Origin of the sequence: Streptomyces sp. NPDC046900 (assembly GCF_040644975.1) — a bacterium.
Lineage (GTDB): Bacteria > Actinomycetota > Actinomycetes > Streptomycetales > Streptomycetaceae > Streptomyces.
Window position 1 is genome coordinate 203506 of the sequence record NZ_JBEYXD010000006.1, and the last position, 25960, is coordinate 229465.

Annotated in this window: 26 protein-coding genes and 3 pseudogenes; 21 read left to right on the forward strand and 8 right to left on the reverse strand. The window is 70.4% G+C overall.

The features are described 5' to 3' along the window. Positions 1–130: 130 nt before the first annotated feature. On the forward strand, positions 131–1330 hold the full coding sequence (locus ABZ904_RS09240; protein ID WP_359399694.1) for an ABC transporter substrate-binding protein: 1200 nt from the start codon (positions 131–133) through the stop codon (positions 1328–1330). 18 nt (positions 1331–1348) lie between these two features. Here ABZ904_RS09240 and ABZ904_RS09245 read toward each other — a convergent pair whose 3' ends face one another. Continuing rightward, entirely contained in the window at positions 1349–2836 is a 1488-nt protein-coding gene (locus tag ABZ904_RS09245) for an FGGY-family carbohydrate kinase (protein WP_360997412.1), read from the reverse strand. Positions 2837–3103: 267 nt separating this feature from the next. On the opposite strand from ABZ904_RS09245, the gene ABZ904_RS09250 reads away from it, so the two are divergent. Further along, positions 3104–3775, forward strand: coding sequence for an AIM24 family protein (locus ABZ904_RS09250; RefSeq protein ID WP_359399690.1), 672 nt, complete (start codon positions 3104–3106; stop codon positions 3773–3775). Between the two features lie 50 nt (positions 3776–3825). Here the strand turns inward: ABZ904_RS09250 and ABZ904_RS09255 are convergent. Next, positions 3826–4590: pseudogene (locus tag ABZ904_RS09255) on the reverse strand (M4 family metallopeptidase); the annotation flags it as partial. Between the two features lie 101 nt (positions 4591–4691). Here ABZ904_RS09255 and ABZ904_RS09260 point away from each other — a divergent pair. From ABZ904_RS09260 to ABZ904_RS09320, 13 genes and pseudogenes are all read left to right on the forward strand, one after another. Next, positions 4692–5300, forward strand: a complete 609-nt coding sequence (locus ABZ904_RS09260) for an XRE family transcriptional regulator (protein WP_359399688.1) — start codon at positions 4692–4694, stop codon at positions 5298–5300. A gap of 104 nt (positions 5301–5404) precedes the next feature. Beyond that, on the forward strand, positions 5405–6706 hold the full coding sequence (locus tag ABZ904_RS09265) for an MFS transporter (RefSeq protein ID WP_360997416.1): 1302 nt from the start codon (positions 5405–5407) through the stop codon (positions 6704–6706). Positions 6707–6717: 11 nt separating this feature from the next. Beyond that, entirely contained in the window at positions 6718–8073 is a 1356-nt protein-coding gene (locus tag ABZ904_RS09270) for an FAD-dependent oxidoreductase (protein WP_360997418.1), read from the forward strand. Then, positions 8070–9260: a CaiB/BaiF CoA-transferase family protein gene (locus ABZ904_RS09275; protein ID WP_359399682.1), complete on the forward strand. Its 1191-nt coding sequence runs from the start codon at positions 8070–8072 to the stop codon at positions 9258–9260. Before ABZ904_RS09270 ends, ABZ904_RS09275 begins: the two co-directional genes overlap by 4 nt. Continuing rightward, complete coding sequence (locus tag ABZ904_RS09280; protein WP_359399680.1) at positions 9257–10042, forward strand: enoyl-CoA hydratase-related protein; 786 nt, start codon at positions 9257–9259, stop codon at positions 10040–10042. Before ABZ904_RS09275 ends, ABZ904_RS09280 begins: the two co-directional genes overlap by 4 nt. A 13-nt stretch (positions 10043–10055) precedes the next feature. Continuing rightward, the gene (locus tag ABZ904_RS09285; RefSeq protein WP_360997421.1) at positions 10056–10949 is read left to right on the forward strand and encodes a dihydrodipicolinate synthase family protein; all 894 of its coding nucleotides are present in this window, start codon (positions 10056–10058) and stop codon (positions 10947–10949) included. Beyond that, on the forward strand, positions 10949–11722 hold the full coding sequence (locus ABZ904_RS09290; RefSeq protein WP_359399676.1) for an SDR family oxidoreductase: 774 nt from the start codon (positions 10949–10951) through the stop codon (positions 11720–11722). The genes ABZ904_RS09285 and ABZ904_RS09290 overlap by 1 nt, the downstream gene beginning before the upstream one ends. Positions 11723–11750: 28 nt before the next feature. Next, complete coding sequence (locus ABZ904_RS09295) at positions 11751–11873, forward strand: hypothetical protein (protein WP_360997423.1); 123 nt, start codon at positions 11751–11753, stop codon at positions 11871–11873. A 15-nt stretch (positions 11874–11888) separates the two neighbouring features. Further along, complete coding sequence (locus ABZ904_RS09300; RefSeq protein ID WP_360999345.1) at positions 11889–12170, forward strand: aldehyde dehydrogenase family protein; 282 nt, start codon at positions 11889–11891, stop codon at positions 12168–12170. 202 nt (positions 12171–12372) lie between these two features. Continuing rightward, positions 12373–12495: pseudogene (locus tag ABZ904_RS09305) on the forward strand (IS5/IS1182 family transposase); the annotation flags it as partial. A gap of 79 nt (positions 12496–12574) precedes the next feature. Next, positions 12575–13279: a VanZ family protein gene (locus ABZ904_RS09310; RefSeq protein WP_359399670.1), complete on the forward strand. Its 705-nt coding sequence runs from the start codon at positions 12575–12577 to the stop codon at positions 13277–13279. 69 nt (positions 13280–13348) lie between these two features. Next, positions 13349–14044 carry a response regulator transcription factor gene (locus tag ABZ904_RS09315; RefSeq protein WP_360999342.1) on the forward strand — a complete coding sequence of 232 codons (696 nt, stop codon included), beginning with the start codon at positions 13349–13351 and terminating at the stop codon, positions 14042–14044. Then, a complete protein-coding gene (locus tag ABZ904_RS09320; RefSeq protein WP_361822188.1) occupies positions 14037–15116 on the forward strand; it encodes a HAMP domain-containing sensor histidine kinase in 1080 nt (359 codons plus the stop codon). The genes ABZ904_RS09315 and ABZ904_RS09320 overlap by 8 nt, the downstream gene beginning before the upstream one ends. 85 nt (positions 15117–15201) lie before the next feature. Here the strand turns inward: ABZ904_RS09320 and ABZ904_RS09325 are convergent, their stop codons facing one another. Next, positions 15202–17148, reverse strand: a complete 1947-nt coding sequence (locus ABZ904_RS09325; RefSeq protein ID WP_361822190.1) for an AfsR/SARP family transcriptional regulator — start codon at positions 17146–17148, stop codon at positions 15202–15204. 130 nt (positions 17149–17278) lie between these two features. Between ABZ904_RS09325 and ABZ904_RS09330 the strand changes: the two genes are divergently transcribed. The 4 genes and pseudogenes from ABZ904_RS09330 to ABZ904_RS09345 all read left to right on the forward strand — a co-directional run bounded on the left by ABZ904_RS09330 (position 17279) and on the right by ABZ904_RS09345 (position 19762). After that, a complete protein-coding gene (locus ABZ904_RS09330) occupies positions 17279–18157 on the forward strand; it encodes an alpha/beta hydrolase (protein ID WP_360999354.1) in 879 nt (292 codons plus the stop codon). Positions 18158–18657: 500 nt separating this feature from the next. Beyond that, positions 18658–18750 (forward strand): annotated as a pseudogene (locus ABZ904_RS09335) (PRC-barrel domain containing protein); the annotation flags it as partial. 20 nt (positions 18751–18770) lie between these two features. Next, positions 18771–18944 (forward strand): hypothetical protein, encoded by a 174-nt coding sequence (locus tag ABZ904_RS09340; RefSeq protein ID WP_359399664.1) that lies wholly within the window; start codon positions 18771–18773, stop codon positions 18942–18944. A gap of 191 nt (positions 18945–19135) precedes the next feature. Further along, a complete protein-coding gene (locus tag ABZ904_RS09345) occupies positions 19136–19762 on the forward strand; it encodes an alpha-ketoglutarate-dependent dioxygenase AlkB (RefSeq protein ID WP_359400817.1) in 627 nt (208 codons plus the stop codon). Between the two features lie 6 nt (positions 19763–19768). On the opposite strand, the gene ABZ904_RS09350 is transcribed toward ABZ904_RS09345, so the two are convergent. Together ABZ904_RS09350 and ABZ904_RS09355 are read right to left on the reverse strand one after the other, a co-directional pair. Beyond that, positions 19769–20356, reverse strand: a complete 588-nt coding sequence (locus ABZ904_RS09350) for a TetR family transcriptional regulator (RefSeq protein ID WP_359400940.1) — start codon at positions 20354–20356, stop codon at positions 19769–19771. A 98-nt stretch (positions 20357–20454) separates the two neighbouring features. After that, positions 20455–21957: an MFS transporter gene (locus tag ABZ904_RS09355; protein WP_359400820.1), complete on the reverse strand. Its 1503-nt coding sequence runs from the start codon at positions 21955–21957 to the stop codon at positions 20455–20457. Between the two features lie 495 nt (positions 21958–22452). Between ABZ904_RS09355 and ABZ904_RS09360 the strand changes: the two genes are divergently transcribed. Both ABZ904_RS09360 and ABZ904_RS09365 read left to right on the forward strand, forming a co-directional pair. After that, positions 22453–22836 (forward strand): tyrosinase cofactor, encoded by a 384-nt coding sequence (locus ABZ904_RS09360; RefSeq protein WP_359400823.1) that lies wholly within the window; start codon positions 22453–22455, stop codon positions 22834–22836. Between the two features lie 35 nt (positions 22837–22871). Then, complete coding sequence (locus tag ABZ904_RS09365) at positions 22872–23696, forward strand: tyrosinase family protein (RefSeq protein ID WP_360999338.1); 825 nt, start codon at positions 22872–22874, stop codon at positions 23694–23696. A 21-nt stretch (positions 23697–23717) separates the two neighbouring features. Here ABZ904_RS09365 and ABZ904_RS09370 read toward each other — a convergent pair whose 3' ends face one another. The 3 genes from ABZ904_RS09370 to ABZ904_RS09380 form a co-directional block, all read right to left on the reverse strand. After that, the gene (locus ABZ904_RS09370) at positions 23718–24155 is read right to left on the reverse strand and encodes a PPOX class F420-dependent oxidoreductase (RefSeq protein ID WP_360999336.1); all 438 of its coding nucleotides are present in this window, start codon (positions 24153–24155) and stop codon (positions 23718–23720) included. Between the two features lie 174 nt (positions 24156–24329). Continuing rightward, on the reverse strand, positions 24330–25022 hold the full coding sequence (locus ABZ904_RS09375) for a ribonuclease H (RefSeq protein ID WP_359400832.1): 693 nt from the start codon (positions 25020–25022) through the stop codon (positions 24330–24332). A 63-nt stretch (positions 25023–25085) separates the two neighbouring features. Next, a complete protein-coding gene (locus tag ABZ904_RS09380; protein ID WP_361822196.1) occupies positions 25086–25889 on the reverse strand; it encodes a VOC family protein in 804 nt (267 codons plus the stop codon). Positions 25890–25960: the final 71 nt, after the last annotated feature.

Below are 25960 nucleotides of genomic sequence, written 5' to 3' on the forward strand. Positions count from 1 at the left end.
GTGCCGTTCGCGGCCGTACGCCGCGCCCTGCACCCGCGCCGCATCCTGCACGTCCCGCACAACCGCCGTCACCCGCCGTCACAACTTCACCCCCTTTTCCTCCCACTTCCCCACACCGTGGAGCTTCCCTATGCGCCCGAACAGATCCCTCAAAGCGGCGGCCGTCGGCTGTGCTCTGCTGCTCGTCAACGCCTGCGGGATGTTCGCCGACTCGAGCGCGCCCTCCTCGTCGGGCTTCAATCCGCCGGACCTGAAGGCCCAGTCGAAGCTCGGCCGTACCGAGGGGCAGTTGAACCTGGTCTCCTGGGCGGGATACGTGGAGGACGGATCCTCGGACCCGAAGGCCGACTGGGTCACCCCCTTCGAGAAGCAGACGGGGTGCCAGGTCCACAACAAGGTGGCCGCCAGCTCGGACGAGATGGTCAAACTGATGAGGACCGGCGCCTACGACTCGGTCTCGGCCTCGGGTGACGCCTCCCTCAGGCTGATCGCGTCCGGCCAGGCGGCGCCGGTGAACACGGATCTGGTGCCCAACTACAAGGACGTCTTCTTCGGGCTGAAGAACCAGAGCTGGAACTCCGTCGACGGCACCGCCTACGGCATTCCGCACGGCCGTGGCGCGAACCTGCTGATGTACAACACGAAGGAGGTCTCGCCCGCGCCCATCTCGTGGTCCGCTGTCTTCGACAACGCCTCCCGGTACAAGGGCCATGTCACGGCCTACGACTCCCCCATCTACATCGCCGACGCGGCGCTGTATCTGCGGGAGACCAAGCCGGGGCTGGACATCGAGAATCCCTATGCGCTCGACCAGGACCAGTTCGACGCGGCCGTCGCCGTGCTGAAGAAGCAGCGGGCCGATGTCGGCGAGTACTGGAGCGACTACCTCAAGGAGATCTCCTCCTTCAAGAGCGGCGACTCGGTGATCGGCACCACCTGGCAGGTCATCGCGAACCTCGCCCAGAGCGAGGGCGCCAAGGTGCAGGCGGTCCTGCCGCAGGAGGGCGCCACCGGCTGGTCCGACACCTGGATGCTCTCGGCCAAGGCCAAGCATCCCAACTGCGCCTACAAATGGATGAACTGGATCATCTCGCCGAAGGTCAACGCCGAGGTCGCCGAGTACTACGGCGAGGCGCCCGCCAACATCAAGTCCTGCGACGTGACCAGCGACCCCGCGTTCTGCGACACCTTCCACGCCACCGACGAGAACTACTGGAAGGACATCGCGTTCTGGACGACGCCCATCGAGCAGTGCCTCGACGGCCGTAAGGACGTCAAGTGCGTGCCCTATGCCAAGTGGGTGCAGGCCTGGACCGAGATCAAGGGCTGACCGCGGCGTCCCGCGGCCTCACCCGGTCGGGGCGTCCGCGGTGGCGCGCTGGTGGCGGGCGAGGGCGTGGGCGATGTCGCTGGTCGCCGGGTACAGCCTCAGATACAGGTCGTACAGGTCGTCGTAGCGGGGCTGCCTGCCGGTGTCGGGCGTGACGCGCTCGCGCACCGGGTTCCAGCTGTCGATGTCCGTGTCGCCGAGGGCGCTCGCGGCCAGGAACGCGGCGCCGTAGCTCGCGCCGAGGGTCACGGTCCTGATCTCCTGTTCCAGCCCGCTGACGTCGGAGACGATACGGGTCCACAGGCCGCCCCGGGTGCCTCCGCCCACGGCGACGACCCGGCGGATGTCGGCGCCGGCCGCGCGCATCGCGTCGACGTTGTGGCGTACGCCGTAGGCGGTGGCCTCCAGGGCCGCACGGTAGAGGTCGCCGCGGGTGTGCTCCACGGTCAGTCCGGCGATCACTCCGCGGGCGTCGGGGTCCGCCACCGGGGTCCGCTCTCCCGCGAAGTAGGGCAGCATCAGCAGGCCCTTCGCACCGGGGCCGGACGCCTCGGCCTCCGCGAGGAGCGCGTCATGGCCGGGGGCACCGAGCAGGTCCCGCAGCCAGTCGGTGATCACCCCGGAGGTCGCCATGCCGCCCGCGAGACTGCGCGTTCCCGGCAACGCGCCGACCGTGCTCCACAGTTGGGGCACCAGAAGGCGTTCCGACACCGTATTGATCAGGAACATGGTGCTGCCGTACATGAGCATCAGGTCGCCGGTGCGCTGGGCGCCCACGCTGAGTGCCTCCGCCCAGGCGTCGATGGTGCCCGTGACGACCGGGACGCCGGCGGGCAGCCCGGTGCGGGCGGCCGCCTCGGCGGTGACGTGGCCGGCGACCTCCCCGGGCCAGCGCAGCGGCGGCAGTTCGATGTCCGGTGCGATCCGCCGGGCCCAGGGGCGGTACCACTCCAGGGCGAGGGAGTCGTACAGCGGCACGGACTGGCTTGCCGAGTGGTGGTCGAGCACGTACACGCCGGTGAGCCGCCGCACCAGATAGGAGCTCGGCATATAGAGCCGCCGGGCGCGGGCGACGACGTCGGGGCGGTGCTCGGCCAGCCAGAGGATCTTGGGTCCGACCGCCTGGGTGGACAGCAGTGAGCCGCACCGTCCGAGGACGGCGTCGCGGCCCAGCTCCGTGTCGAGCCGGGCGATCTGGGCGGTGGCACGGGTGTCCACACCGTAGAGGACGGCCGGATGCAGCGGTGCGTCGGCCTCGTCGGCCAGGGCGACGCACGGGCCCATACCGCTGACACCGACCGCGTCGACGGTGGTGCCGGGGTTGATCAGCTCTCGGGCCAGCGAGACGAACTCGTCCCACCAGACCCGCGCGTCCATCTCGACATGGCCGGGCCTCGGGCGGCCGACCGCGTGCGGGCGCACCGCGGTGCCGAGCACCGCCCCGTCCGCGCCGACCAGCACTCCCTTGCTGCTGGAGGTACCGATGTCGACACCGAGCACCGTCATGCGTTCCCGTCCTCCGCCTAGAGACTCCCGGGACATCGTTCCCCTCTTCGGGGTGGAACACCGGCCCGAACGCCACCCGGAGTCCCAGAGCCTCCCCCGGCGCCGCCGTGGCGGCCGGCCGCCGGTGAGGAAGGGCCGGACACCGGGCGCGGAGGCCGCCGTGGGCGGCGGCGAGGTGCCGGCGGCGCCCGGGCCGGGGCGAGTTGTTGCTGTACCGGGACATCGGTGATCTTGGCGGAGGGAGATCCTCCGGGCCAGGATGCGCCCATGAAGGGTGATCTCTTTTCCAGTGACCACATGGTGCAGCCGGCCGTCGTGCCCGGCATGTCCGTGCAGAACGCCAAGGCCATCCGGTACGTCGTGAGCGGCGAGATGCTCGCCCGGCAGGGGGCGATGGTCGCCTACCGCGGGAGCCTGCAGTTCGAACGCAAGGGCCAGGGCGTGGGCGGCATGCTGAAGCGGGCGGTCACCGGCGAGGGACTGCCGCTGATGTCGGTGCGCGGCGAGGGCGAGGCATGGTTCGCGCACGAGGCGCAGAACTGCTTCATCGTGGACATCGAGGCGGGCGACGAGTTCACCGTCAACGGACGCAATGTGCTGTGTTTCGACGCGACCCTGTCGTACCGCATCCAGACGGTGAAGGGCGCGGGCATCACCGGCGGCGGTCTGTTCAACAGTGTGTTCACCGGACACGGCAGGCTGGGACTGATCTGCGACGGCAATCCGCTCGTCATACCCGTCGCGCCGCAGCAGCCGGTGTACGTCGACACCGACGCGGTCGTGGGCTGGACGGCGCGGCTGCACACGTCGCTGCACCGGTCGCAGTCCATCGGGTCGATGCTGCGCGGCGGTTCGGGCGAGGCGGTCCAGCTGAAGCTGGAGGGCGAGGGTTTCGTGGTCGTCCGGCCCAGCGAGGTGACCCCGCAGAAGGACCACTGACAGCAGGGGCCCCGCCGGGTTCGACGCGGCCTCCGGCCGCCGACGGGCCGTCAGCGGCCGGAGGCCGGGGCGTCGGCGGGCGTCACATTGACGGCGGCCCACGCCTTGTCGACCGTCCGGTACTCGACGCTGCCCGTGCCGTACATGTCGGTGGCGGCGTTCAGCGTCGCGTCCCGCGCGTCGTGGAAGTCCGTCGTGGACACCATGTACCGGGTGAGCGCCCGGTAGAAGACGGCCAGGGCCTTGGCCCGTCCGATACCGGTCACCTGTGAGCCGTCGTAGGTAGGCGAGTCGTATGTGACGCCGCCGATCGTCTTCCTGCCGCTGCCCTCGGCCGGCAGGTGGAAGGCGTGCGAGGAGGCACCGGAGCCGGCGTGCACCTCGGTGTCGTACGCCTCGGGCGACCAGTGGTCGATCGTGCCCTCGAGCTTGTCCAGGGACGGGTGGTCGAGGCGGCGCAGGAACTTCTGGCGCAGTCCGAGCTTCTCGCCCATCAGGTAGTTCGGCGGGTTCTTCGGGTTGGCGGCGGCGAACTCCACGCCCGAACCGGAGATGTCCGCGAGCGACTCGTTGAGGGCGCCCGGTTCGCCGTACTGGTAGCCGTGGTCGTCCACTCGGGTGGGTTCGAGGCCGGCGGTGGCGTCCACGACGCCGTGGGTCAGTTCATGGCCGGTGACGTCCAGGACGACGAGGGGCTTCTTGAACTGCTTGCCGTCACCGTCGCCGTACAGCATGCAGCCGCAGACCGAGTCCCAGAAGGCGTTGCCGACCTTCTTGCCGAAGTGGACCATCGCGCGGGCGCCCGTGCTGTTGTTCCCCGCCCGGCATCACGAAGATGAACATCAGGCCTTGTCTTCAGCATCGTGAAGGTCTTCAATATGTCGCACGACACATCCCCCAGGGACAGGTGGAGACCGTGCACGACACCGACGCACCGATGCCGGACGGCCGACCGGATCTCGATGTGCTGGTCGCCACGGTCGGCCTGCAGATCAAGGCCCTGCGCAAGCAGGCCGACCTGACCCTGGACGAGCTCAGCCGCCGCTCCGGCATCAGCACCGGACTGATCAGCCAGGTCGAACGAGGGAAGGGCAACCCTTCCTTCACCAGCCTGGTGCAGATCGCCCACGGTCTGGACGTGCCGATCGGCCGGCTGTTCCATCTGGCCGAACAGGTCAGCCCGGTGGTCCGTGCCGACGAGCGCCGCAGCCTGGACTTCCACGGCTCGGACCCGGCGCACGGCGACCGCTACGAGCTGCTCACCCCGTCGCTGAACGGCGCACTGGAGGTCCTCTGGGTGGTCACCCAGCCGGGCCACGACACCAGCGCCACTCCCTTCCGTCACAACGGCGAGGAGTTCGGCATCGTGCTCTCCGGTGTGAAGGACGTCTATCTCGACGGCGTCCGTCACCGGCTCGAAGCGGGCGACTCCATCACCTACTCCTGCAGCATTCCCCACTGGTACGTCAACCCCGGTGACGAGCCCGCCACCTCGATCTGGGTGATCACTCCGCCCAGCTGGTAGGCACCTACCTCGCGCCGTCCCGTCCCCCAACGCCCCGGCCTCAGGCCCGGGCGCCGGTACCGCACGGCCTCGTACCGTGCGCCTCCTCAATGAGGTGCCCCGCCATGGCATCACTCATCGACAGAACCGCTGTCGCGACCGGCAACTCCCTCTCCCACCGACGCGCCCTGCTGGCCCTCGGCGGCGGCAACGCCATCGAGTGGTACGACTGGATGGTCTACGGGCTGCTGGCCTCCTACATCGGTCCGCTCTACTTCCCGTCCGGCAGCTCCGTCTCCGAAACCATGTCCGCGCTGGCCGTCTTCGCGGTCGGCTTCGCCGCCCGGCCGCTCGGCGCGATCATCTTCGGCACCCTGGCCGACCGCATAGGCCGACGCGCCATCATGCTCTTCTCCATCGGCTCCATGGTGCTGAGCAGTCTGATCATCGCCCTGCTGCCCACCCATGCGAGCATCGGCGTCTGGGCCGGCGTCATCCTGCTGTCCAGCCGCATCCTGCAGGGACTCTCCACCGGCATCGAGGCCCCGCTCAACTCCGCGTACATCGTGGAGCTGGCACCCGAGGGCCGGACCGCGCGGTTCGGCAGCATCATCAGCATCTATGTGCAGACCGGCATCGTCGGCGCCTCCCTGGTCTGCTTCCTCACCACCTCGGTGGTCGCCCCCGACGCCATGGCCTCCTGGGGCTGGCGCGTCCCGTTCGCGGTCGGCGCCGTCGGCGGCCTGGTCTTCCTCTGGCTGCGCCGCGCCCTGCCGGAGACCCTGCACACCGAGGGCGAGAAGCCGGCCGAGCCGGCCCGCGTCGGCCAGGTCTGGGCCGAGGTCTGGCGGCACCGGCTGGCCCTGCTGGCGATCGTCTTCGTGGTGGCCGGGGCCCAGGCCCTCAACTACACCTGGGCCACCGGCCTGCCCAACCTGGCGCGCTCCGCCTACCAGGAGAACCCGGACACCGTCTTCCTGGTCTCCACCCTTGCCGGCATCTGCGTCGCCGCGCTCTATCCTCTGGTCGGGCGCATCGCCGACCGCAAACGGATCTCCCGCACCTTCATCGCCTCCCGGCTCGCCGTGGTGCCGCTCATCTTCATCGTGCTCGTCTACCAGCAGCCCGGCATGGGGATGTTCACCGTGGTGATGCTGGTCGGTGCTCCGGTCCTGGCCTTCACCATGGGCCTCTACAACACCGTCGCCGCCACCTTGATGCCGACCAGCTGCCGGGTGACCGGCGTCGGCCTCGGCTATGCGATCGGCGTGGCCGGCTTCGGCGGCACAGCCCCCTATCTCCTGCTGTGGTTCCAGGACCTCGGCGCCGACTGGGCTTTCCCCGTCTACGGCGCGCTCCTCTGCCTGCTCAGCGTCCTGCTCTACGTGCTCGTCCTCCGCCGCGGCGCCGTCCGCGTCGGAAGCTGAAAGGAAGTCAGATGCACGAGACTGTCTCTCTCGACGCCGTCGAGGCACCCGTGGTCCAGCGGGCCGACGTCGTCGTGGTCGGCGGCGGACCGGCCGGGGTCAGCGCGGCCGTGGCCGCCGCCCGTGCCGGGGCCAGTGTGACGCTGCTGGAACGCTACTCGGCACTCGGCGGCCTGGCCTCCGGCGGCATGGTCCTGGTCCTCGACGATATGATCAACGGGGACGAGATCACCGTCACCGGCATCGTCGACGAGTACGTCGAGCGGATGGCCAAGCTCGGCCTCGCCGTCTACCCGCCGGCCGAAGACCGCCACTCCTCATCCGAGACGTGGGCCAAGTGGGGCCGCTGGGGAGCCTTCGACTTCCACTCCCACACCAACCCCAAGCCGATCTGCTACGCCGTCGCGTTCGACCCCGACGGCTGGAAGCGGGTCTCCAACGACCTGGTCCGCGAGAGCGGGGTCAACCTGCGGCTGCACAGCTGGTTCTCCCGGCCGGTGGTCCAGGACGGCGCGGTGAAGGGCGTGGTCTGCGAGACCAAGTCCGGTCCGCAGGCGGTCATGGGCGACGTGGTGATCGACACCACCGGCGACATCGACGTGGCCTCCCGGGCCGGCGCCACGTACACCCAGGACAACTACCTGGTCACCCTGGTCTTCCGGCTCGGCGGGGTGGACACCGCGGCCGCCGAGCGCTTCGAACAGGAGAATCCGCGCGAGGCCCGGGCCATCAACCGCAAGATCAAGCGGATGCTGGGCGGCGCCTGGGAGCTGTGGTGGCTCAAGACGCCCGTCCCCGGCGTGGTCTGGTGCAACTGCCCGCACATGACCGGCTTCGACGGCACCGACCCGGTCTCGCTCACCGAGGCCGAGTTCGAGGCCAGGGCCCGGATCGGCACCGTCCTCGACCACATCAAGTCCGACCTGCCCGGCTTCGAGAACGCCCATCTGCTCGACGTCGCCGAGCAGATGGGCGTCCGGCAGACCCGGCTGCTGCAGGGCGAGTACCTGGTCACCAAGGACGACATCACCTCCCGCCGCCACTTCGCCGACAGCGTCGCCCGCGGCCGCGACTACTACACCCCGTACCGCGCCCTGCTGCCGCGCGGCGTCGACCAGTTGCTGGTCGCCGGCCGGCACTACTCAGCCACCCCGGAGGCGCAGCGGATCTCCCGCGAGATCCCGCCGTGCATGGCCATGGGCCAGGCGGCCGGCATCGCCGCCGCCACCGCCGTGGAGCAGAGCGTGCTCGTCCGGGACGTCGACCCGGCCGTCATCCAGCGCCGTATGCGTGAACAGGGCGCCGACCCCGGAGACGCCCCCTCCGAGAACGCCACCGTCACCCAGCACGAAGAGGTTGTGGCATGACCGCCGCAGTGCAGCCGTTGAGCGGCGTCACCGTCATCGACTTCACCCAGGTCTTCATGGGCCCGTCGTGCACCCAGATGCTCGGCGACTACGGCGCCGACGTGATCAAGGTGGAGCGGCCCGGCACCGGCGACATCTCCCGGACCTCGATCCCGGACCCGGCCCGCCTGGACAACCCCATCTTCCTGTCGATCAACCGCAACAAGCGGAGCATCGCCATCGACACCCGCACCGAGGAGGGCCGCCGAGCCGTTCAGGAACTGGTGCGCTCCGCCGACGTCGTGGTGAGCAACTTCCGGGCGGGGGTGATGGAGCGGCTCGGCCTCGGCTACGAGGCGCTACGCGCCGTCAACCCCAGGATCATCTGGGCCTCCGGCACCGGCTTCGGCACCGAGGGCCCGTACGCCCACAAGGGCGGGCAGGACGCCATCGCCCAGGCGTACAGCGGAGTGATGTGGCGCCGGGTGTCCGAGGACGACCCGGTCGCCCTCTACCCGACCACACTCTGCGACTACACCACCGGGATGCACCTGCTCCAAGGCGTCCTGCTGGCCCTGCTGCACCGCGACCGCACCGGCGAGGGGCAGAAGGTCGAGGTGTCGATGTACGACTCGATGCTCCATATGCAGATGCAAGAGGCCTGCCAGCAACTGAACCGCGGCTCCGAGATCAACTGGGCCGCGATGCCGCTCACCGGCGTGTTCCGTACCACCGACGGTGCGCTGATCATGGTCGGCGGTTTCAAGGCCGACCCGCTGCACCACATCAGCCGCGCCCTCGAGCTCGACGAGGACCTGGGCGAGCGCCCCGAGTTCGCCACCCTCGACCTTCAGTTCGCGCACCGTCCCGAACTGCAGCGGATCTTCGCCGAGGCGGTGGCCGGCAACACCACCGACTACTGGGTCAAGCGGCTCGAGGCGGAGGACATCCTCTGCGCCCCGGTGCGGAGTCTCGAGCAGACCCTCGACGACGAGCAGACCGCGGTCAACAAGATGATCGTCGAAATGGACCACCCGGTCGCCGGCCGGATCCGCGCCCTCAACGCACCGCTCCACCTCTCCGCCGCCCCCGCCGAGGTCCGCCGGGTCCCGCCGCGGCTCGGCGAGCACGGCGCCGAGGTGCTGGGCGAGCTCGGCTACACCGCCGAGCAGATCGAACTGCTCCGCGAGAAGGGGGTACTGCGATGACCGACGAGGTCCGCTACCTACGGGACGGGCACATCGCACGGGTCACCATCGACCGCCCCGCCGTGCTGAACGCGGTCGACGTCAAGACCAACACCCGGCTCAACGAGATCTGGACCGAGATCGAGACCGACCCCGAGGTCCGGGTGGTCGTCGTCACCGGCGCCGGGGAGCGTTCGTTCTGCGTGGGCGCCGACATGTCCGCCGACGCGGTGGAGAAGACCGGCCTCGAGTACTGGGCCGGCCTCGACCCCAACGGCTTCGGTGGGCTGAGCCTGCGCACCAGCCTGGACGTCCCGGTGATCGCCCGGGTCAACGGCTACGCCCTCGGCGGCGGCATGGAGATGGTCCTCGGCTGCGACATCGTCGTCGCCGCCGACCACGCCCGGTTCGGCCTCACCGAGCCCCGGGTCGGCCGGATCCCGCTGGACGGCGGGGTCTTCCAGCTGGTCCGCCGGCTCCCGCACACCCAGGCCATGGGGCTGCTGCTCACCGGCCGCCGCGCCTCCGCCGCCGAACTGCAGCGGATGGGCCTGGTCAACGAGGTGGTCCCGGCGCATCAGTTGGACGAGGCCGTCGACCGCTGGGTCGCCGACATCCTCGCCTGCGCCCCCACCTCGCTGCGCGCCATCAAGCAGATGGTCCAGCGCGGGGCCGGGCTCTCCCCGCAGGATGCCCACAAGCTGCGTACTCCGGCGCTGATGGCGGCGCTGGACAGCGAGGACGCCAAGGAGGGCGTGCTCGCCTTCCAGCAGAAGCGGTCGCCTGTCTGGCCCGGACGATGAGGGGAGCCCACTGATGCCCGAAAAGCTCGCACCCGGTGTGTGGGGCGTGGTCGCCACGCCCTTCCTCGGCTCCGCCTTCGAGGTGGACGAGCCAAGCCTGGCACGGCTGGTGGAGCACTACGAGCGAATCGGAACCACCGGTCTGACCGTGCTCGGAGTCTTCGGCGAAGCCGCCCGGCTCTCCGCGGAGGAGCGCCGCACCGTGCTCGAGGCGGTCGTCGACACCGTCGGCCTGCCGCTGGTCGTCGGGGTCACCGGACTCGCCACCGCACCGGTACTGGAGGAGGCCGAGCTGGTCCGCGACGCGGTCGGGGACCGCCTCGCCGGACTCATGGTGCAGGTCAACTCGCCCGATCCGCAGGTTGTCGCGGCTCACCTCAACGCCGTGCACGACGCCACCGGCGCCGGGATCGTGGTCCAGGACTACCCGGAGACCAGCAAGGTCGCCATCCGGTCCGCCGACCTCGTCCGCGCCGTCCGCGCGGTCCCCTCGGCGGTCGCGGTGAAGGCCGAGGCCCCGCCCACTCCCGCGGCCGTCGCCAGGCTCACCGCCGAACTGGAGGTCCCGGTCTTCGGCGGCCTGGGCGGTCTGGGCCTGCTCGACGAGCTGGCTGCCGGCGCCGCTGGGGCGATGACCGGCTTCTCCTGCCCCGAGGGCCTGATCGCCTGTGTCGAGGCCTGGCGCAACGGCGGCTATGACGCGGCCCGGGAGGCCTACCTGCCGTACCTGCCGCTGGTCAATTTCGAGGCGCAGGCCGGGATCGCTCTGGCACTGCGCAAGGAGGCCATCCGGCGGCGCGGTCTGATCATGGACTCGGGCGTCCGGCCGCCGGCCGCGCAGCTGCCCGAGGCCCTGGTCTCCCAACTGGAGCGGCACCTCGCCGCGCTGCCCAAGGGGGTGCACTGATGGACCTCGGCATCGGCGGCCGGGTCGCCGTGGTCGCCGCCTCCACCGGCGGCCTGGGCCGCGCGGTCGCCGAGGCGCTGGCCGCCGAAGGTGCCTCGGTCGTGGTGGCCGGGCGGCGCGGAGACCTCGCCAAGGAGATCGCCGCCGGGCTGCCGGACGCGGTCGGCGTCCAGGTCGACCTCACCGCCCCGGACGGCCCGCGGACGCTGGTCGAGGCGGCCCGCGAAGCCTACGGCGACCCCGACATCCTGGTCCTCAACGGACCCGGCCCGCGGCCCGGCACCGCCGCCGGCCTGGACATCGGCGACCTCGCCTCCGCCGTGGACTCGCTGCTGCTGGCCCAGCAGCGGCTGGTGGCCCTGACCCTGGAGCCGATGCGCCGTCGCGGCTGGGGCCGCATCCTGGCCATCGGCTCCAGCGGGATCGCCGAACCGCTGCCCGGGCTGGTCTTCTCCAACACCGGACGGGCCGCCCTCGCCGCCTACTTGAAGACTCTCGCCGCCGAGGTGGCGGCCGACGGCGTCACGGTCAACCTGCTGTTGCCCGGCCGGATCGCCACCGACCGGGTGGCGGCACTGGACGCCGCGCGGGCCGAACGCGAGCAGCGCACGGTCGCGGAGGTCGAGACCGCCTCGCAGGCCGCGATCCCCGCCGGACGGTACGGCACCCCCGCCGAGTTCGGCGCGGCCGCCGCCTTCCTCTGCGGCACCCCCGCCTCGTACGTCACCGGGACCGCGCTGCGCTGCGACGGTGGCCTGGTCCGCAGTCTGTGAACCCCCGACTTCCCAAGGAACCGCACCCATGAGCACTGTCCTGATCCCCAACCTGATCAGTGGCGTGGAGTTCACCGGCGACGGCCTCGAGCGGTACAACCCCGCCGACCCGGCCGAGTTGGTCGCCGTTGCCCCGGCGTCCGGGACCTAGGCCGTCGACGCCGCGGTGGCACCCGCCGCCGCGGCGCAGCCGGGATGGGCGGCGCTGCCCGCCCCGGCGCGCGGCGCGATCCTGCTGGACGCGGCCGAGATCCTCCGCGACCGCCACAAGGAGGCCGCCCGCGACCTGGCCCGGGAGGAGGGCAAGACACTGGCCGAGGCCCGCGGCGAGGTCCGGCGGGCCATCGACGTACTGCGTTTCTTCCAAGTCGGTCTATCTCGGCTGGGAGGGTTAGTGCCGCCACAGGCAGTGGTTGCCCTGTTGTGTCATGATGCACCGCCCGTGTGATCGCCCGGACGATCGCCGAGGCCGCCGCGCCACGCGAGAAGATCCGCCGACCATCCTGAACGGTCGCACCAACAGTGACCGTTCACGCTGGTCGGCGGATCTCTTCATCCATCTCCGCAGGTCGGCGATCCCCTGCGCGAGGGTGCGCACAGGGGCCTCGATGAGGTCTTGGGAGACCACCGCGCCGTACCGCTCGGTCTCGGCGTTCACCGAATCCGGCGTTGACCGAGCCTGTCGCGGAGTTCGGATCACCGCCGGCGGCGTCTACCGGGGCACCGGTGCGCTCATCCCGCACCGCAGACTGCCAGGCCAACACAACCTGAGTGCCGAGCAGATCGCGTATATCGCAGACGTATCGAAAATCGCATACGCCACCGCAACGGCTCTCCGTCTCCGATAGAGGCATGAACCACAACGCATCCCTGTCAGCGCCGCCCCGCCGCACGCGCAGGATCGTGCTCCTCAGCCTGGCGATCCTCGGTATGGCGGGCGCCGTGTCTGTCGTGCGGCGGCCGCTCATGATGTCCGCTCCGAGGTGCATGGCCGGGCGGTGGCACGGCTGCTTCGACACGTTCAACGGTGTGGTGCTCATGACGTTGGTCGCGTTGCCGTTGTCCGCGCTGGTGGTGTGGGCTCTGGCGCGCGTTCGGCGTGCTGCCGGCGTCACATCGGCGTGGCGGATGTCGCTGGCCGAGGTCGGCATGGTCCACGGGACGGTGCCGTTCGTGTGGTTGACCATGATGCCGGGCGGCGGGGCCGGCGTCGTCCCCGAGCGGGTGAGCCTGGTACCGCTGAGGGACCTGGTCACGATGGGGCCGCTCGGGATCGTCGGCAACCTGCTGGTCTTCGCGTCGCTGGGGTTCTTCGCCCCGATGCGGTTCGCGGCGCTGGCGTCCCTGCCACGAATCCTGGCGCTCGGGGCGGGCTGCTCGGTCCTGGTCGAAGCCGCACAGTACGTCCTACGGCTGGACCGGGTGTCCTCCGTGGACGACGTACTGGTGAACGCCACCGGCGCCGTGCTGGCCGCGCTGGCGTCGCGCCGCTGGTGGCGCACTGCGGCGCAAGCGCCGTCGGACCAGCCTCGGCCCGCGCCCGCACCGGCAGGCTGAGTCGCGTGTCCGGGTGTGCACACGTCCTTGCATACGTCGGCGATATGTTGCGCTGCTTAAGCTTCGGACATGCGCGTACTGATCGTGGAGGACGAGCCCTACCTGGCCGAGGCCGTCCGTGACGGTCTGCGTCTGGAGGCGATCGCCGCCGACATCGCCGGCGACGGCGACTCCGCCCTGGAACTGCTCAGCGTCAACTCCTACGACCTAGCGGTCCTCGACCGGGACATCCCCGGCCCCTCCGGCGACGAGGTCGCCCGACGCATCGTCGCCTCCGGCAGCGGCATCCCGATCCTCATGCTCACCGCCGCCGACCGGATCGACGACAAGGCTTCCGGGTTCGCGCTCGGCGCCGACGACTACCTCACCAAACCGTTCGAGCTGCGGGAACTCGTCCTGCGGCTGAGGGCGCTCGACCGCAGACGCGCGTACGCCCGGCCCCCGGTCCGCGAGATCGCGGGCCTGCGGCTCGACCCCTTCCGCCGGGAGGTCTTCCGCGACGGACGCCACGTCGCGCTCACCCGCAAACAGTTCGCCGTGCTCGAAGTCCTCGTCGCCGCCGAAGGCGGGGTCATCAGCGCCGAAGAGCTGCTGAGGCGAGCCTGGGACGAGAACGCCGACCCCTTCACCAACGCCGTCCGCATCACCGTCTCCGCGCTGCGCAAACGACTCGGCGAACCATGGATCATCGCCACGGTGCCGGGAGTCGGCTACCGCATCGACACCGGTCCCGACACCACCCGCCCCGGCCGTACGCATGCATAGACGTCCAGGGCTCAGCGCCCGACTGAAACTCACCCTCAGCTACGCCGGGTTCCTCGCCCTCGCCGGCGCCCTCCTGCTGGCCGTGGTGTGGATGTTCCTGCTGCGCTACGTACCCGACAACAGCCGGGGCCTGCTCGGGATCTCACCCAACCGCTACCTCCTTGTGCACACCTTCGCCCCCGCCGCGGCCGTGGCGATGCTCTTCCTGCTCGTGTTCGGCCTCGTCGGGGGATGGATCCTCGCCGGCCGGATGCTCGCACCGCTCACACAGATCACTGCCGCGGCACGGATGGCCGGGAACGGATCGCTGTCCCACCGGATCCGCATGAAGGGCCGCCAGGACGAATTCCGCGAACTCTCCGACGCGTTCGACTCGATGCTCGAACAACTCGAGTCCCACGTCGCCGAGCAGCAGAGGTTCGCCGCGAACGCCTCCCACGAACTGCGCACCCCGCTGGCCATCTCGCAGGCGCTCCTCGACATCGCCCGCAAGGACCCCAGGCGGGACCGGGGCGAACTCATCGAACGCCTGCGGGCTGTCAATACGCGCGCGATCGACCTCACCGAGGCACTCCTGCTGCTGAGCCGCAACGACCGCGGGAACTTCGCGCGCGAGAGCGTCGACCTCTCCCTCGTCGCCGAAGAGGCTGCCGAAACCCTGCTCCGCCTCGCCGAACAGCGCGGGATCACGCTCGACGTCACCGGCGGGGCGACACGGACCAGCGGCTCCGCGGAGCTCCTGCTGCGGATGGTGACGAACCTCGTCCAGAACGCCGTCATCCACAACCTTCCCGGCGGCGGCACCGTGACGGTCCACACCGAGGCGCACGGCGACACGAGCGTGCTGAGGGTCGCGAACACGGGACGTCGGCTCCCACCGGAACTGGTACCGACTCTCATCGAACCCTTCCAGCGCGGAACGGAACGCGTACGCACCGACGAACACGCAGGCGTCGGCCTCGGTCTGGCCATCGTGCACAGCATCGTCCGCGCCCACGACGGAACCCTCGACCTCGTGCCCCGCCCCACCGGCGGTCTCCTCGTCACGGTCCGGCTTCCCGGGACGCCCTAGGCACCGTCCCCGAGCGGGGCCCACTGGATCGATGAATGGAAGTCCGGTGCGGGCGAAGGTGACCCGTGGCAGCGATCGGTGGGCGTCATCTCCGAATGAGGTACTGATCGAGGGTGGCCAGGATGTCGTCGACGGGGCCGAAGCTGATCACGGCGGTTGTTCCACCCGCGATCTCGCCGCGCAGGGGGAAGAGGGCTTCGTGCGCTTGTGTGGCGAGTGATTCGTCGTGGAGCTGGATCGCTGTATGTGCGGTGACGGCCCAGAGCGCGTCATACAGGTGGTCAGCGGGGGGTCTGGGCAGGATGGCGGCGGCCTCGCGGGCCGCTGTGAGGTTGCCGCAGGCGAGGTCGAGGAGGGGCTGGACCCAGGGACGGTAGGGCCCCCAGTCCAGGGCGGGGTCCGTCGGCACGGGACGTTGGTGGCGCATGCGGAGGGAGAGGAGCGCGAGCGGGAAGATGCCGGCTTCCACCCCGGGCATGCCGGCGCCGGCGAGGTCGGTGGCCACGGTGCGATAGGCCTGAGCGACCTCGGCGGGGTCGTCCGAGCGTTCTGCGAGCTGCATGGCCCGGAAAGCGGCGGTGAGAACGTGAACGAGCGGGGTCTCGTGAACGGCGGCGAGCCGCTCGGCCGCCACGACGTGCCGTTGCGCGGTCTCGGTGTCGCCGCGGGCCGCGCAGACCTGGATCTTGATCAGATGGCCAAGGATCTCGAACATCGGGAGATCATGCCGCGTGGAGACATCGATGAGCTCGCCCGCGATCACGTCGCGTTCTCCGGTGCGCCCGGGGCGCTGGAATGACTGTACGAATCGGGCGTTGAGCGCGAGTACCAGCACGCTGGGGTCGTGAAGGTCCCGGGCAAAGTGCTCGGCTTCGGACGCCGCCTCGGCGGCCCAGCGGTCTCGGGTTCCGCGGTGCTCCAGCCCGATGGTGGCGAGGAGACGTGCTCGAAGCGCGGGTGGAGCCCCAGGTCCCAGTCGGTGCAGAGTGCGCCGAGTGGTCGCGACCAGGGCCTCGGACCGTCCGGGATCGTCGGCGCGCGTCCAGATGGTGGGGACGTCGTACGCCGCGATCACGCGGGCAGTGAGGCCAGGGTCTGCGGTCCGTTCTGCTTCCGCGGCTGCCGCGGCGCGTTGCTCTTGGGCAAGTACCAGGTTGGTGCCGCCTGTGACCGCGGCGGCCCGGGCGACCGTGCTCATCGAGCGCAGCCGGGTGTAGGTCCCCGTCGCTTCGGTGCGTGTGAGCAGGCGCAGCCGGTCCTCGTCCCGAGGCGCGGGCGTGAGGTGCGGAGCGTGCCGGAGGATGTCACGTTCGAGATGGTCGAGGCTGTCCGCCGATTCCAGTCCGAACCGATCCAGCAGCCTGGCTCGCGCGTCGCGCAGCGAGGCCAGCGCATCGACCTGGCGGCCTGCTTGGTAGAGAGCATGGGCCAGCAGAACCCAGGCGTGCTCCCGCCACGGGTGTGCGGTGGCGAACGCCTCCAGCTCCGGGACGAGGGGCGCGCCACGTCCGAGGTCGAGCATCGCTCGGGCGCGCAACTCGACGGCTTGACGGTGCAGTTCTGTCAGCCGGGCGCGCTCTGGCGTCAGCCAGGGCGAGGCGTCGAGGGCTGCGTACGGCTCGCCTCGCCACCACGACAACGCTTCGCCCAGCGCACGGGCAGCCTCGCCGCTGGGCCCGTCGTGCATGGCCCGGAGGGTGTCCTCGAACCGGTGGGCGTCGACGTGCGCCCGTGGGATCCGCAAGGCGTATCCGGTGCCGACGGTCTCGATGGTGTGCGACCGAGTGCGCGGAAGACGATCGGGTTCGAGGGCGCGGCGCAGCTCGGCGACGAAGGTGCGGACCGTTCCGGCCGCTGCCGGCGGGGGGTCCTCCCAGAGATCATCGACCAGCACCGGAAGCGGGACGACCCGGCCGTCGGCCGCGACCAGTCGTCCCAGAAGCTCGCGGCGACGCTGGCTGCCCACCGATACGGGGTGGCCCTCGGCATCCGTGACCTCGATCGGCCCGAGCACCTTCACGAGGATCTCCATGTCCTCATTGTCGTCGGCTTCGGGCCGCTGCTGATCCACTGCTAACCCGGCTCTCGGATCATCGCTGTCGTTCACGCATCCGTGCGTGAACGACAGCGACTCACGAGGCTGGAAGAAGGGGACGACAACGATGGGCATCAGCATTCCGGGGTTCGGGACCAGGTCGATCGGTGTGGCTGACGGCGTGGAGCTGAACGCGGCGGTCGGCGGAGAAGGACCGGCCGTTGTGCTGCTCCACGGCTTTCCCGAGACCCACCTGATGTGGCGGCGTGTCGCTCCCGTCCTGGCCGAGCAGCACACTGTGGTCTGCCCCGATCTTCGCGGTTATGGCGCCAGCAGCAAGCCGGAAGCGGTCGCCGAGGACACCTACTCGAAGCGGACGATGGCCGCAGACATCGTCGGCCTGGCCGACGCGCTCGGGTTCGACCAGTTCGCGCTGGTCGGGCACGATCGCGGTGCGCATGTTGCGTTCCGGGCCGGCCTTGATCACCCGAATCGGATCAGCCACCTCGGAATCCTGGACATCGTCCCCACTCTGGACACCTGGAACGTCCTCCACGGGGTCAGCGCGGCGGTGGCCTTCCACCTGTATCTGATGGCTCAGCCGCCCGGTCTGCCCGAGCAGATGATCGCGGGCAGCGCGGACGCGTTCTTCGGCCACTTCCTCGACGTCTGGTCCACGAGCTCCGACGCGATCCCGGCAGAGGTGCGCGCCGAGTACCTTCGCGCATGCCGGGACGCCGTTCCGTCGATCGTCGCCGACTATCGTGCCACCGCGACGGTCGACATCGAACATGACCAGGCCGACCTCGACGCCGGCAACCGGCTCACCATGCCGGTGACGGTCGTCCAGCAGGACTGGGGCCGGCAGCTGGGGTTCGACGCCACCGCGACCTGGCGGCCGTGGAGCACCGACCTGCAGCACTTCACCACCCAGGCGGGCCACTTCATGGCCGAGGCGGCTCCGGAGGACATCGCGACGCTGATCCTGAACCTGGTGAAGCGCTGATCGTCCCGGACGCGCCGGTATCGACGGCACTCACCGAAGGCGCGCAGATGGGACACCACGAGGCTGTGAAGATGCGTCAATCCTCAAACCGAACACGCCGGCCAACGTGCGCCGCTTCCTCAACGAAGACCAGCTATTGGTGCAGCCGGCGGTCCGGGAGAAGACCGGCCTGGCCCGCGACCCGCTCCGCTCTCTCCTGCATTCTCCCGACACCTTCAGGGATGATGCACTCCCCGACGTTCGTACCGCGTACTTCGCTGTCTTTGAAGCTCAGAGCGGCTCTACGCGGGGCGGCGCGCCATCGAGGATGGCGGCACAGCCGGGGGTTGGGGTGCCCGATGGCTTTCAGTTTCCAGCCGCCGCCACTGCACCCGTCGTGCAGCGACGGGAACCGGTGGCCTTCCGCGCCGATGCTGTACTCGTAGGCGAAAAAGACCAGGTCAAGCTCCCGGAGTACTGTGGGATACGCGGCGTTCTCTGCCGGCTGCAAGGAGCGAGGCATGATCCATTCAGCCGATATCCGTGAGTGGCGCAGCCGCGACGTGATCGATCCCCAGACCCACAAGATCGGCGCCGTTGAAGCGGTCTACCTGTAGGAAGGAAGTGGCTATCCATGTTGGCGCTCTTCCTGTTGCTGATTCTCGCGGCGGTCGCCCTGGGATTCATCGGCGTGCTGATGAAGGGACTGTTCTACCTCCTGATCATCGGCGTGGTGGTGTTCGTGGCCAACCTCCTGCTGATGGGCACGCACTGGTCCCGGCGATGGCACCACCACCACATCCGGTGATCGCCACGGCGGGGCCGTCGGTCTGCGTCGACCAGGTTGCCGGCCAGTGACCGCTTCAAGTGATCTTCTCGCTACCAGCGTGAGCATCCGCCAACTAGCGTCCAGCGGTCACATCGACAACGCCCGGATCTCAAGGCGGCCCCCCACTGCAAACAGAACAGATTTTCGAATCAGGGAGTACGCTGCCTTCTATGGCCACGCATCTCCAGGGCTCCCTGTTCGACCAGACCGATGACATCCGGCTCGGGCCGCTGGACGGGGTGCGGCGGACCATGCTCGGAGCCGGTGCGTGGATCGATCTGCTTCCGGGCTGGCTCGGCGGTGCGGACGCGCTGTTCGAGGAACTGGTCTCCACCGTGCCCTGGCACGCCGAGCGGCGGCAGATGTACGAGCAGATGGTGGACGTGCCGCGGCTGCTCTCGTACTACCGCGCGGGTGAGCCACTGCCGCATCCCGTCCTCGAAGAGGCGCGCACGGCACTGTCCGCGCACTACGCGGCCGAGCTCGGGGAATCCTTCGTCACGGCAGGGCTCTGCTACTACCGCGACGGACGCGACAGCGTGGCCTGGCACGGTGACCGGATCGGGCGCGGCGCGCGCGAGGACACCATGGTCGCCATCCTGTCCGTGGGCGCGCCCCGCGATCTGGCGCTGAGGCCGCGCGGTGGCGGCGAGACGATCAGGCGACCGCTCGGACACGGCGATCTGATCGTGATGGGTGGCTCCTGCCAGCGGACATGGGAGCACGCGATCCCGAAGAGCACCCGGGCCACGGGCCCCCGGATCAGCGTCCAGTTCCGCCCGCAGGGCGTGAGCTGAACCGGGTCAGGGGGTCAGCTGCACCTGTACGGCCGGCGCCCAGCGCTCGACGATGTCGTCGACGTCGGTGGCGCGCAGGTGGGTGCCACGCGCGATGCCGAACATCACGCCGAGGCCCAGCAGTGCGCCCAGTGCCAGTTCCGCGCGCAGACCCGCGTCGGGGCCGTCCAGACGCGCGGCGAGGCGATCGCTGACCTGTGTGCGGAAGTTGCCGCGCAGGATGTCACCCTGCTCGCCGTGCAGCGGGGCGAACACGATGCGCAGGAGCGGGTCGGCACCCTGCTCGGTCTGGCTCATCAGGACCTGGCGGACCATGTGCCGGCCGAGGTCCGCGAGCGGTGCGTCGAGCAGTGCCGCGGCGTCCGTCTCGAAGGACATGACCTGCGAGAAGAGCGTGTCCTTGTTGCCGAAGTACTTCAGGATCAGGGGCGCGCTGACACCGGCGCGGTCGGCGACCGCCTTGAGCGTGATGTCCGCATGAGCGTGCCGGGCGAGCAGGTACCGGGCGGCGCGGAGGATGGCGGCCCTGGTCGCCTCGGCATCACGGCGAGCCGGAGACCTGGGCGCCTCGGCCTCCCTGGGTACGGCAGGCACGGCCCCTGCCTCCGCACCTTCGCGGACCGACGCCGCCTCCCGGGCCGGCCCCGTGGGACGGCCCGGCCGAGCGGTGGCGCGTGTGGGGCTCACGGCGCTCACGCTCCTTCCAGTGCCTCGTCATGGGCCGGCGCGGCCTGCCGCCGGGGCCGGCGGATACCGCGGGCGGAACTCCCGCCGGGAATGGTGAGGGCGGCGGCGCAGGCCACCAGGGCGACCGTACCCGCCATCGCGAACGCCAGCAGATAGCCGTGCAGCGTGGGCACCGGGGTCCCCGCGACGGGTTCCGTGTGGTGGACCAGTACGGCGGCCACGGCGGCACTGCAGGTGGCCTGGCCGATGGTGCGCATCAGGACGTTGACCCCGTTCGCGGAGGCGGTCTGATCCGCGGGCACGGCGCGCAGGATCAGCGTGGGCAGCGCCGAATAGGCGAGCGTCGTGCCGGTCGCCACGATCGACGCGCCCACGATGATCATCCATAGGTCCCGGCTGTCCGCGATCCGTACGGCGTAGCCGCACGCGAGCACGGCCGCGCCCAGGGCGAGCGTGATCCGCGGACCACGGGCCGTGGAGATCCGGGCCGAGAGCGGCGAGAGGAGCAGCATGATCACACCGCCGGGGAGCAGACACAGGCCGCTTCCGACGATGGACAGCCCGAGACCGTAGCCGGTGGCCTTCGGGGCCTGCACGAGTTGTGCCGTCACCAGGGAGTTGGCGTAGAAGCCGAACCCGACGAGAAGGGCCGTGAGGTGGGGCAGCGCGACCCGCGGGCGGGACGCCAGCCGCAGATCGACGAGAGGCCGCTCGGCGCGCAACTGCTGCAGGGACCATGTCGCCAGGATCAGGACGCTGGCCGCGAACAGAGCCACGATGCGGGGACCGTCCCAGCCCCACTGGCCGCCCTCCGACACCGCCAGCAGCAGACAGCAGAGCCCGGCGGCGAGACCCAGTGCGCCGAGCACGTCGAACCGCCCGGGGGCGCGCACCGGTGACTCGGGCACCGCCCACCAGGCGAGGACGAGGCCGACGGCCCCGAGACCGCTGGTCACCCAGAACATCGCGTGCCAGTTCACGTACTGGATGACGAGCGCGGCCAGCGGCAGTCCGAGCGCCGCGCCGATGCCGACGGTGGAACTCATGAGCGCCACTGCGGATCCGGTACGAGCGGGCGGCAGTTCGTCGCGCAGGATGCTGATGGAGAGCGGGACGACCGCGGCCGCCGCGCCCTGCAGCGCTCGCGCTGTGATGAGCACCCCGATGTCGGAGGAGAGCGCGCACAGCACGGAGCCCACCGTCATCAGCCCGAGGGCGGTCACCAGTACGCGCCGCTTGCCGTACATGTCGCCCGCGCGCCCGAGGACCGGGGTGAGCACGGCACCGGACAGCAGGGTGGCGGTCACCATCCAGGAGACCGTGCCCGCCGATGCGCCGGTGAGCCGCGGCAGGTCGGGCAGCAGGGGGACGACGACCGTCTGCATGACGGCCATGAGAATGCCGCCGAAGGCCAGCACCGGAACGGTCAACCGACCGCGCACTCCCGTCGCTCCGCCCGGTTCGCGGAGGGCGGGAGATCGGTCGGAGGGGGCGGGTATCGGGGGCATGGCTCTCCGCGCTGTGCTGGAAAATCGAGGTGAATGGCTATTCACCTTATCCGGTGAATAGCCATTCACCCAGCGGCTCCCACCGGGCCCCGACCTGGACCGCACCCGCCGCCGTCAACTTCGCCTGGCTCGCACCGCCCCCGCCCTGACCCCCCGGCCACCAACCGTCACCCGCACCCGGACCACCCGGTCGCCGTCGTCCTGCTCCGGGGCCCCATGCGGCAGTTCACGTCACATCGCGGACGTGAGCGCCGTCACCCGTGCGCCGCTCGCTGCGAAAGAACCGCCTCGGCACCCCCGCGACAGAGGCGGAATTTCCCCTTCCGAGCGATCCGCGGCGCACCTCAACGGCAAGATCATATTGGTTCAACCTTGCACAGCATGTGGGCAATTGTCCTGATCGCAGCCAACCGGTTTCCCGCGATTTCCCGGCCCGTCCGGTCGGCGGATAGGCAGGACACGTCGTCAACCCCCCGCTCCTCAGGAGGACTTCGTATGCCCCGACTGACCCGCCGCCGCGCCCTCACCGCCGGTGCCGCCGTCGCCGCGACCGGCGGCCTCACGGCTCAGGCCGCCTCGGCCTCCGCCCCCGCGCACCCGTCCCCCGCAGCCGTCGCCGGCCACGACCACGGCGGCCCCGAGGCCTTCGACGAGGTGTACCTGGGGCGCCGGATACAGGGCCGCCCGGCGATGGGCAGCCACCACCACGGCTCCGGGTACGGCGTGTTCATCGACGGGGTCGAGCTGCATGTGATGCGCAACGCGGACGGAAGCTGGATCAGCGTCGTCAGCCACTACGCCCCCGTGCCGAGCCCCCGCGCTGCCGCTCGCGCCGCCGTCGTTGAGCTGCAGGGCGCCCCGCTCGTTCCGTTCAACTGACCGTCCACGCACAGGATTCCCGGAGTCTCCCGCACATGACCGTACGCAAGAACCAGGCGAACCTCACGGCCGACGAGAAGCGGCGGCTGGTCGCCGCGTTCGTGGAGCTCAAGCGCACCGGCCGCTATGACGCCTTCGTCACGACCCACAACGCCTTCATCATGGGCGACACCGACAGCGGTGAGCGGACGGGGCACCGCTCGCCCTCGTTCCTTCCGTGGCACCGCAGATTCCTGCTCGAGTTCGAGCAGGCACTGCAGTCGGTGGACGCTTCGGTCGCGCTGCCCTACTGGGACTGGACGAGCGACAGATCGCCGCGTTCCTCGCTGTGGGCACCGGACTTCCTCGGCGGCACCGGACGCGGCCTCGACGGCCGGGTGATGGACGGACCCTTCGCCGCGGCCACCGGCAGCTGGCCGGTCAATGTGCGCGTGGACGGCCGCACCTATCTCCGGCGCGCGCTCGGCAGCGGTACCCGCGACCTGCCGACCCGGGCCGAGGTCGACTCGGTGCTCGCCATGGCCACCTACGACATGGCCCCCTGGAACAGCGCCTCGGACGGCTTCCGCAACCATCTGGAGGGGTGGCGCGGCGTCAACCTGCACAACCGCGTCCATGTGTGGGTGGGCGGGCAGATGGCCACCGGGGTCTCCCCCAACGACCCGGTCTTCTGGCTGCACCACGCCTTCGTCGACAAACTGTGGGCCGAGTGGCAGCGCCGCCACGCCGGCTCCGGGTATCTGCCGCTGAGCGGAACCCCGGACGTGGTCGACCTCAGGGAGACCATGAAGCCGTGGAACGACGTACGCCCGGTGGACCTGCTGGACCACACGGCGCACTACACGTTCGACACGGACTGACTCCGTGGTGCGTGCCGGCGCTCAGTGCGGGGCCGGTGCCCAGGGTCCGACGCCGCCGATGCGCTCGACGGAGTAGCGCACGATGTAGCCGGGGCCCTTCGGCGCCGGGAATTCCGAGTCCGGGGAGACATACACCTTGGCCAGGCGGTCGAGCAGGTCCCAGGTGGCGTCGCTCGGCTCCACGGCGGCCCGTGCCCGCAGCACGGCGTACTCGTTCAGGAAGGCGCCGGGCACCCGCGGCCCGTCGAAGGACAGCACCACCCGCGGGTCCCGCTCGATGTTGCGCAGCTTCACGTGCCGCGCCATATGACCGCTGACGACGTCGTCGCCGTCCAGCCCGATCCAGATCACGGTCACCTGCGGGCTTCCGTCCGGGTTGATGGTGCTCAGATGGGCCATGGGGCCCGACTCGATGAGCTCTCGCAATTCCCGGGGCAGCCGGCTGTTCTGGTTCGTCATGCTCGTTCAACGGCCGCGCGGCGGGGCGGACACGCGTGCGGGCGGCCGGCCGAGGCGGCGTCCCCCGAAAGGCAGACACCTGGTGCGGCGACGAGGTCGCACGCGTGAGCTGACGGAGCGGCGGCGGGTGGGCGGCGACGGCCGTGACCGAACCCCTTGGGGCGGCTCCGGTCGTCAGTCCTCGCCTGCCGTGCGGCACTCCGGGTGGCCCCAGCCCTGTGCGTTCTTGGCGATGGGCTCGCCCGCCGCGTAGGGGCGGCCGCAGAGGCAGCGGCCGGGGAACTTCGCCTTGATGGTGCGGCTGGAGGAGCGCTTCTTCGCGGGTGCGGAGCGCCGGGCCGGCCCGGAGGCGGCGCCCGGTTCCGATGACGGCGGGGGCTCCACGGAGCCGTACTCGCTGCCCGCCGGTTCCTGGACACTGGCCGCCTGGCTGGCGGCGCGGTCCGCGAAGTCGTTGAGGGGGTCCCCGCCCACCTGGTGGGCGGGGACGTAGCGGAACTCGACCTCACGGCCGTCGAGCAGCGCGTCGATGCGCATGACCAGGTCCTGGTTGGCCACGGGCTTGCCGGCGGCGGTCTTCCAGCCGTTGCGCTTCCAGCCCGGCAACCAGGTCGTGACGGCCTTCATCGCGTACTGGGAGTCCATACGGATCTCCAGCGCGACCTGCGGGTCGACCGCCGTCAACAGCCGCTCGAGCGCGGTGAGTTCCGCGACGTTGTTGGTCGCCCTGCCCAGCGGGCCGGCCTCCCAGCGGCTCGGGATCTCGTCCTTCTCGGCGACGACCCAGGCCCATCCGGCAGGTCCGGGGTTTCCTTTCGAAGCCCCGTCGCAGGCGGCCACAACACGTTCAGGCATGTCCCCGATCATGCCACGCTCCGAGGACCGCTCCGGTCCGGGGCCGAAAGCCGCCCGGCCGAGGAGGAGCGGTCCTCAGGAGACCTCGCTCATGTCCGGCATCCTGCCCTGCGTCGTGGTGACGTCGATGACCGAGAAGTCGGCGCCCTGGGGGTCGGTCAGCGCGGCGAAGCGGCCGAAGGGGCTGTCCATCGGGCCGAACCGCAGGACCGCTCCGTTCTTCGTGGCCCGCTCGACGGCCGCATCGCAGTTCTCGACGGTGAAGTACACATTGACGTACGACGGGACCTCGGGCGGGAAGTCCTCCGTCATCTTCATCCGGCCGAGCACCGGACCGCCGTCGAGTTCGAAGACGATGAAGTCGATCGCCTCGTCCTCGATCCGCTTGGCGCGATAGGGGAAGACGGCCGGGAAGAACGCGTCCGACTTCTCCGGCTCGCGGGTGAACACCTCGGCCCAGCAGTAGGCACCGGGCACGGCGGTCGCCTCGAAGCCCTCGTGGGTGCCGGCCTGCCAGACACCGAAGACGGCACCGCTCGGGTCGCGGGCCAGGGCCAGGGCCATGGTGCCGAAGTCCCCGACCTGCATCGGCTCCATCAGCACCTCGCCACCGTTGTCGCGGATGTTCCGTGCGGTCGCGGCGGCGTCGGGAGAGGCGAGGTACAGGCACCAGGCGGACTGGCCCTCCTGCCCGGGCATGGGCGGCACCACGGCGGCGACCGCCTTGCCGTCGGCGTAGGCCTGCTTGTAGTTGCCGTACTCGGACGTGGCCTCGCCGAACGTCCAGCCGAGGACGTCACCGCAGAAGTTCTTGGCCCCTTGGAAATCGCTGAACATGGCGTCGGCCCAGCAGGGCGTGCCCTCGGGTTGTACCGCCATGACGCCGGCCTTCCCGCTCGACGGCTGGTTTCCGCTCCTCACGCCAGCCACGCCCGGGCCGCGCCGCGCGC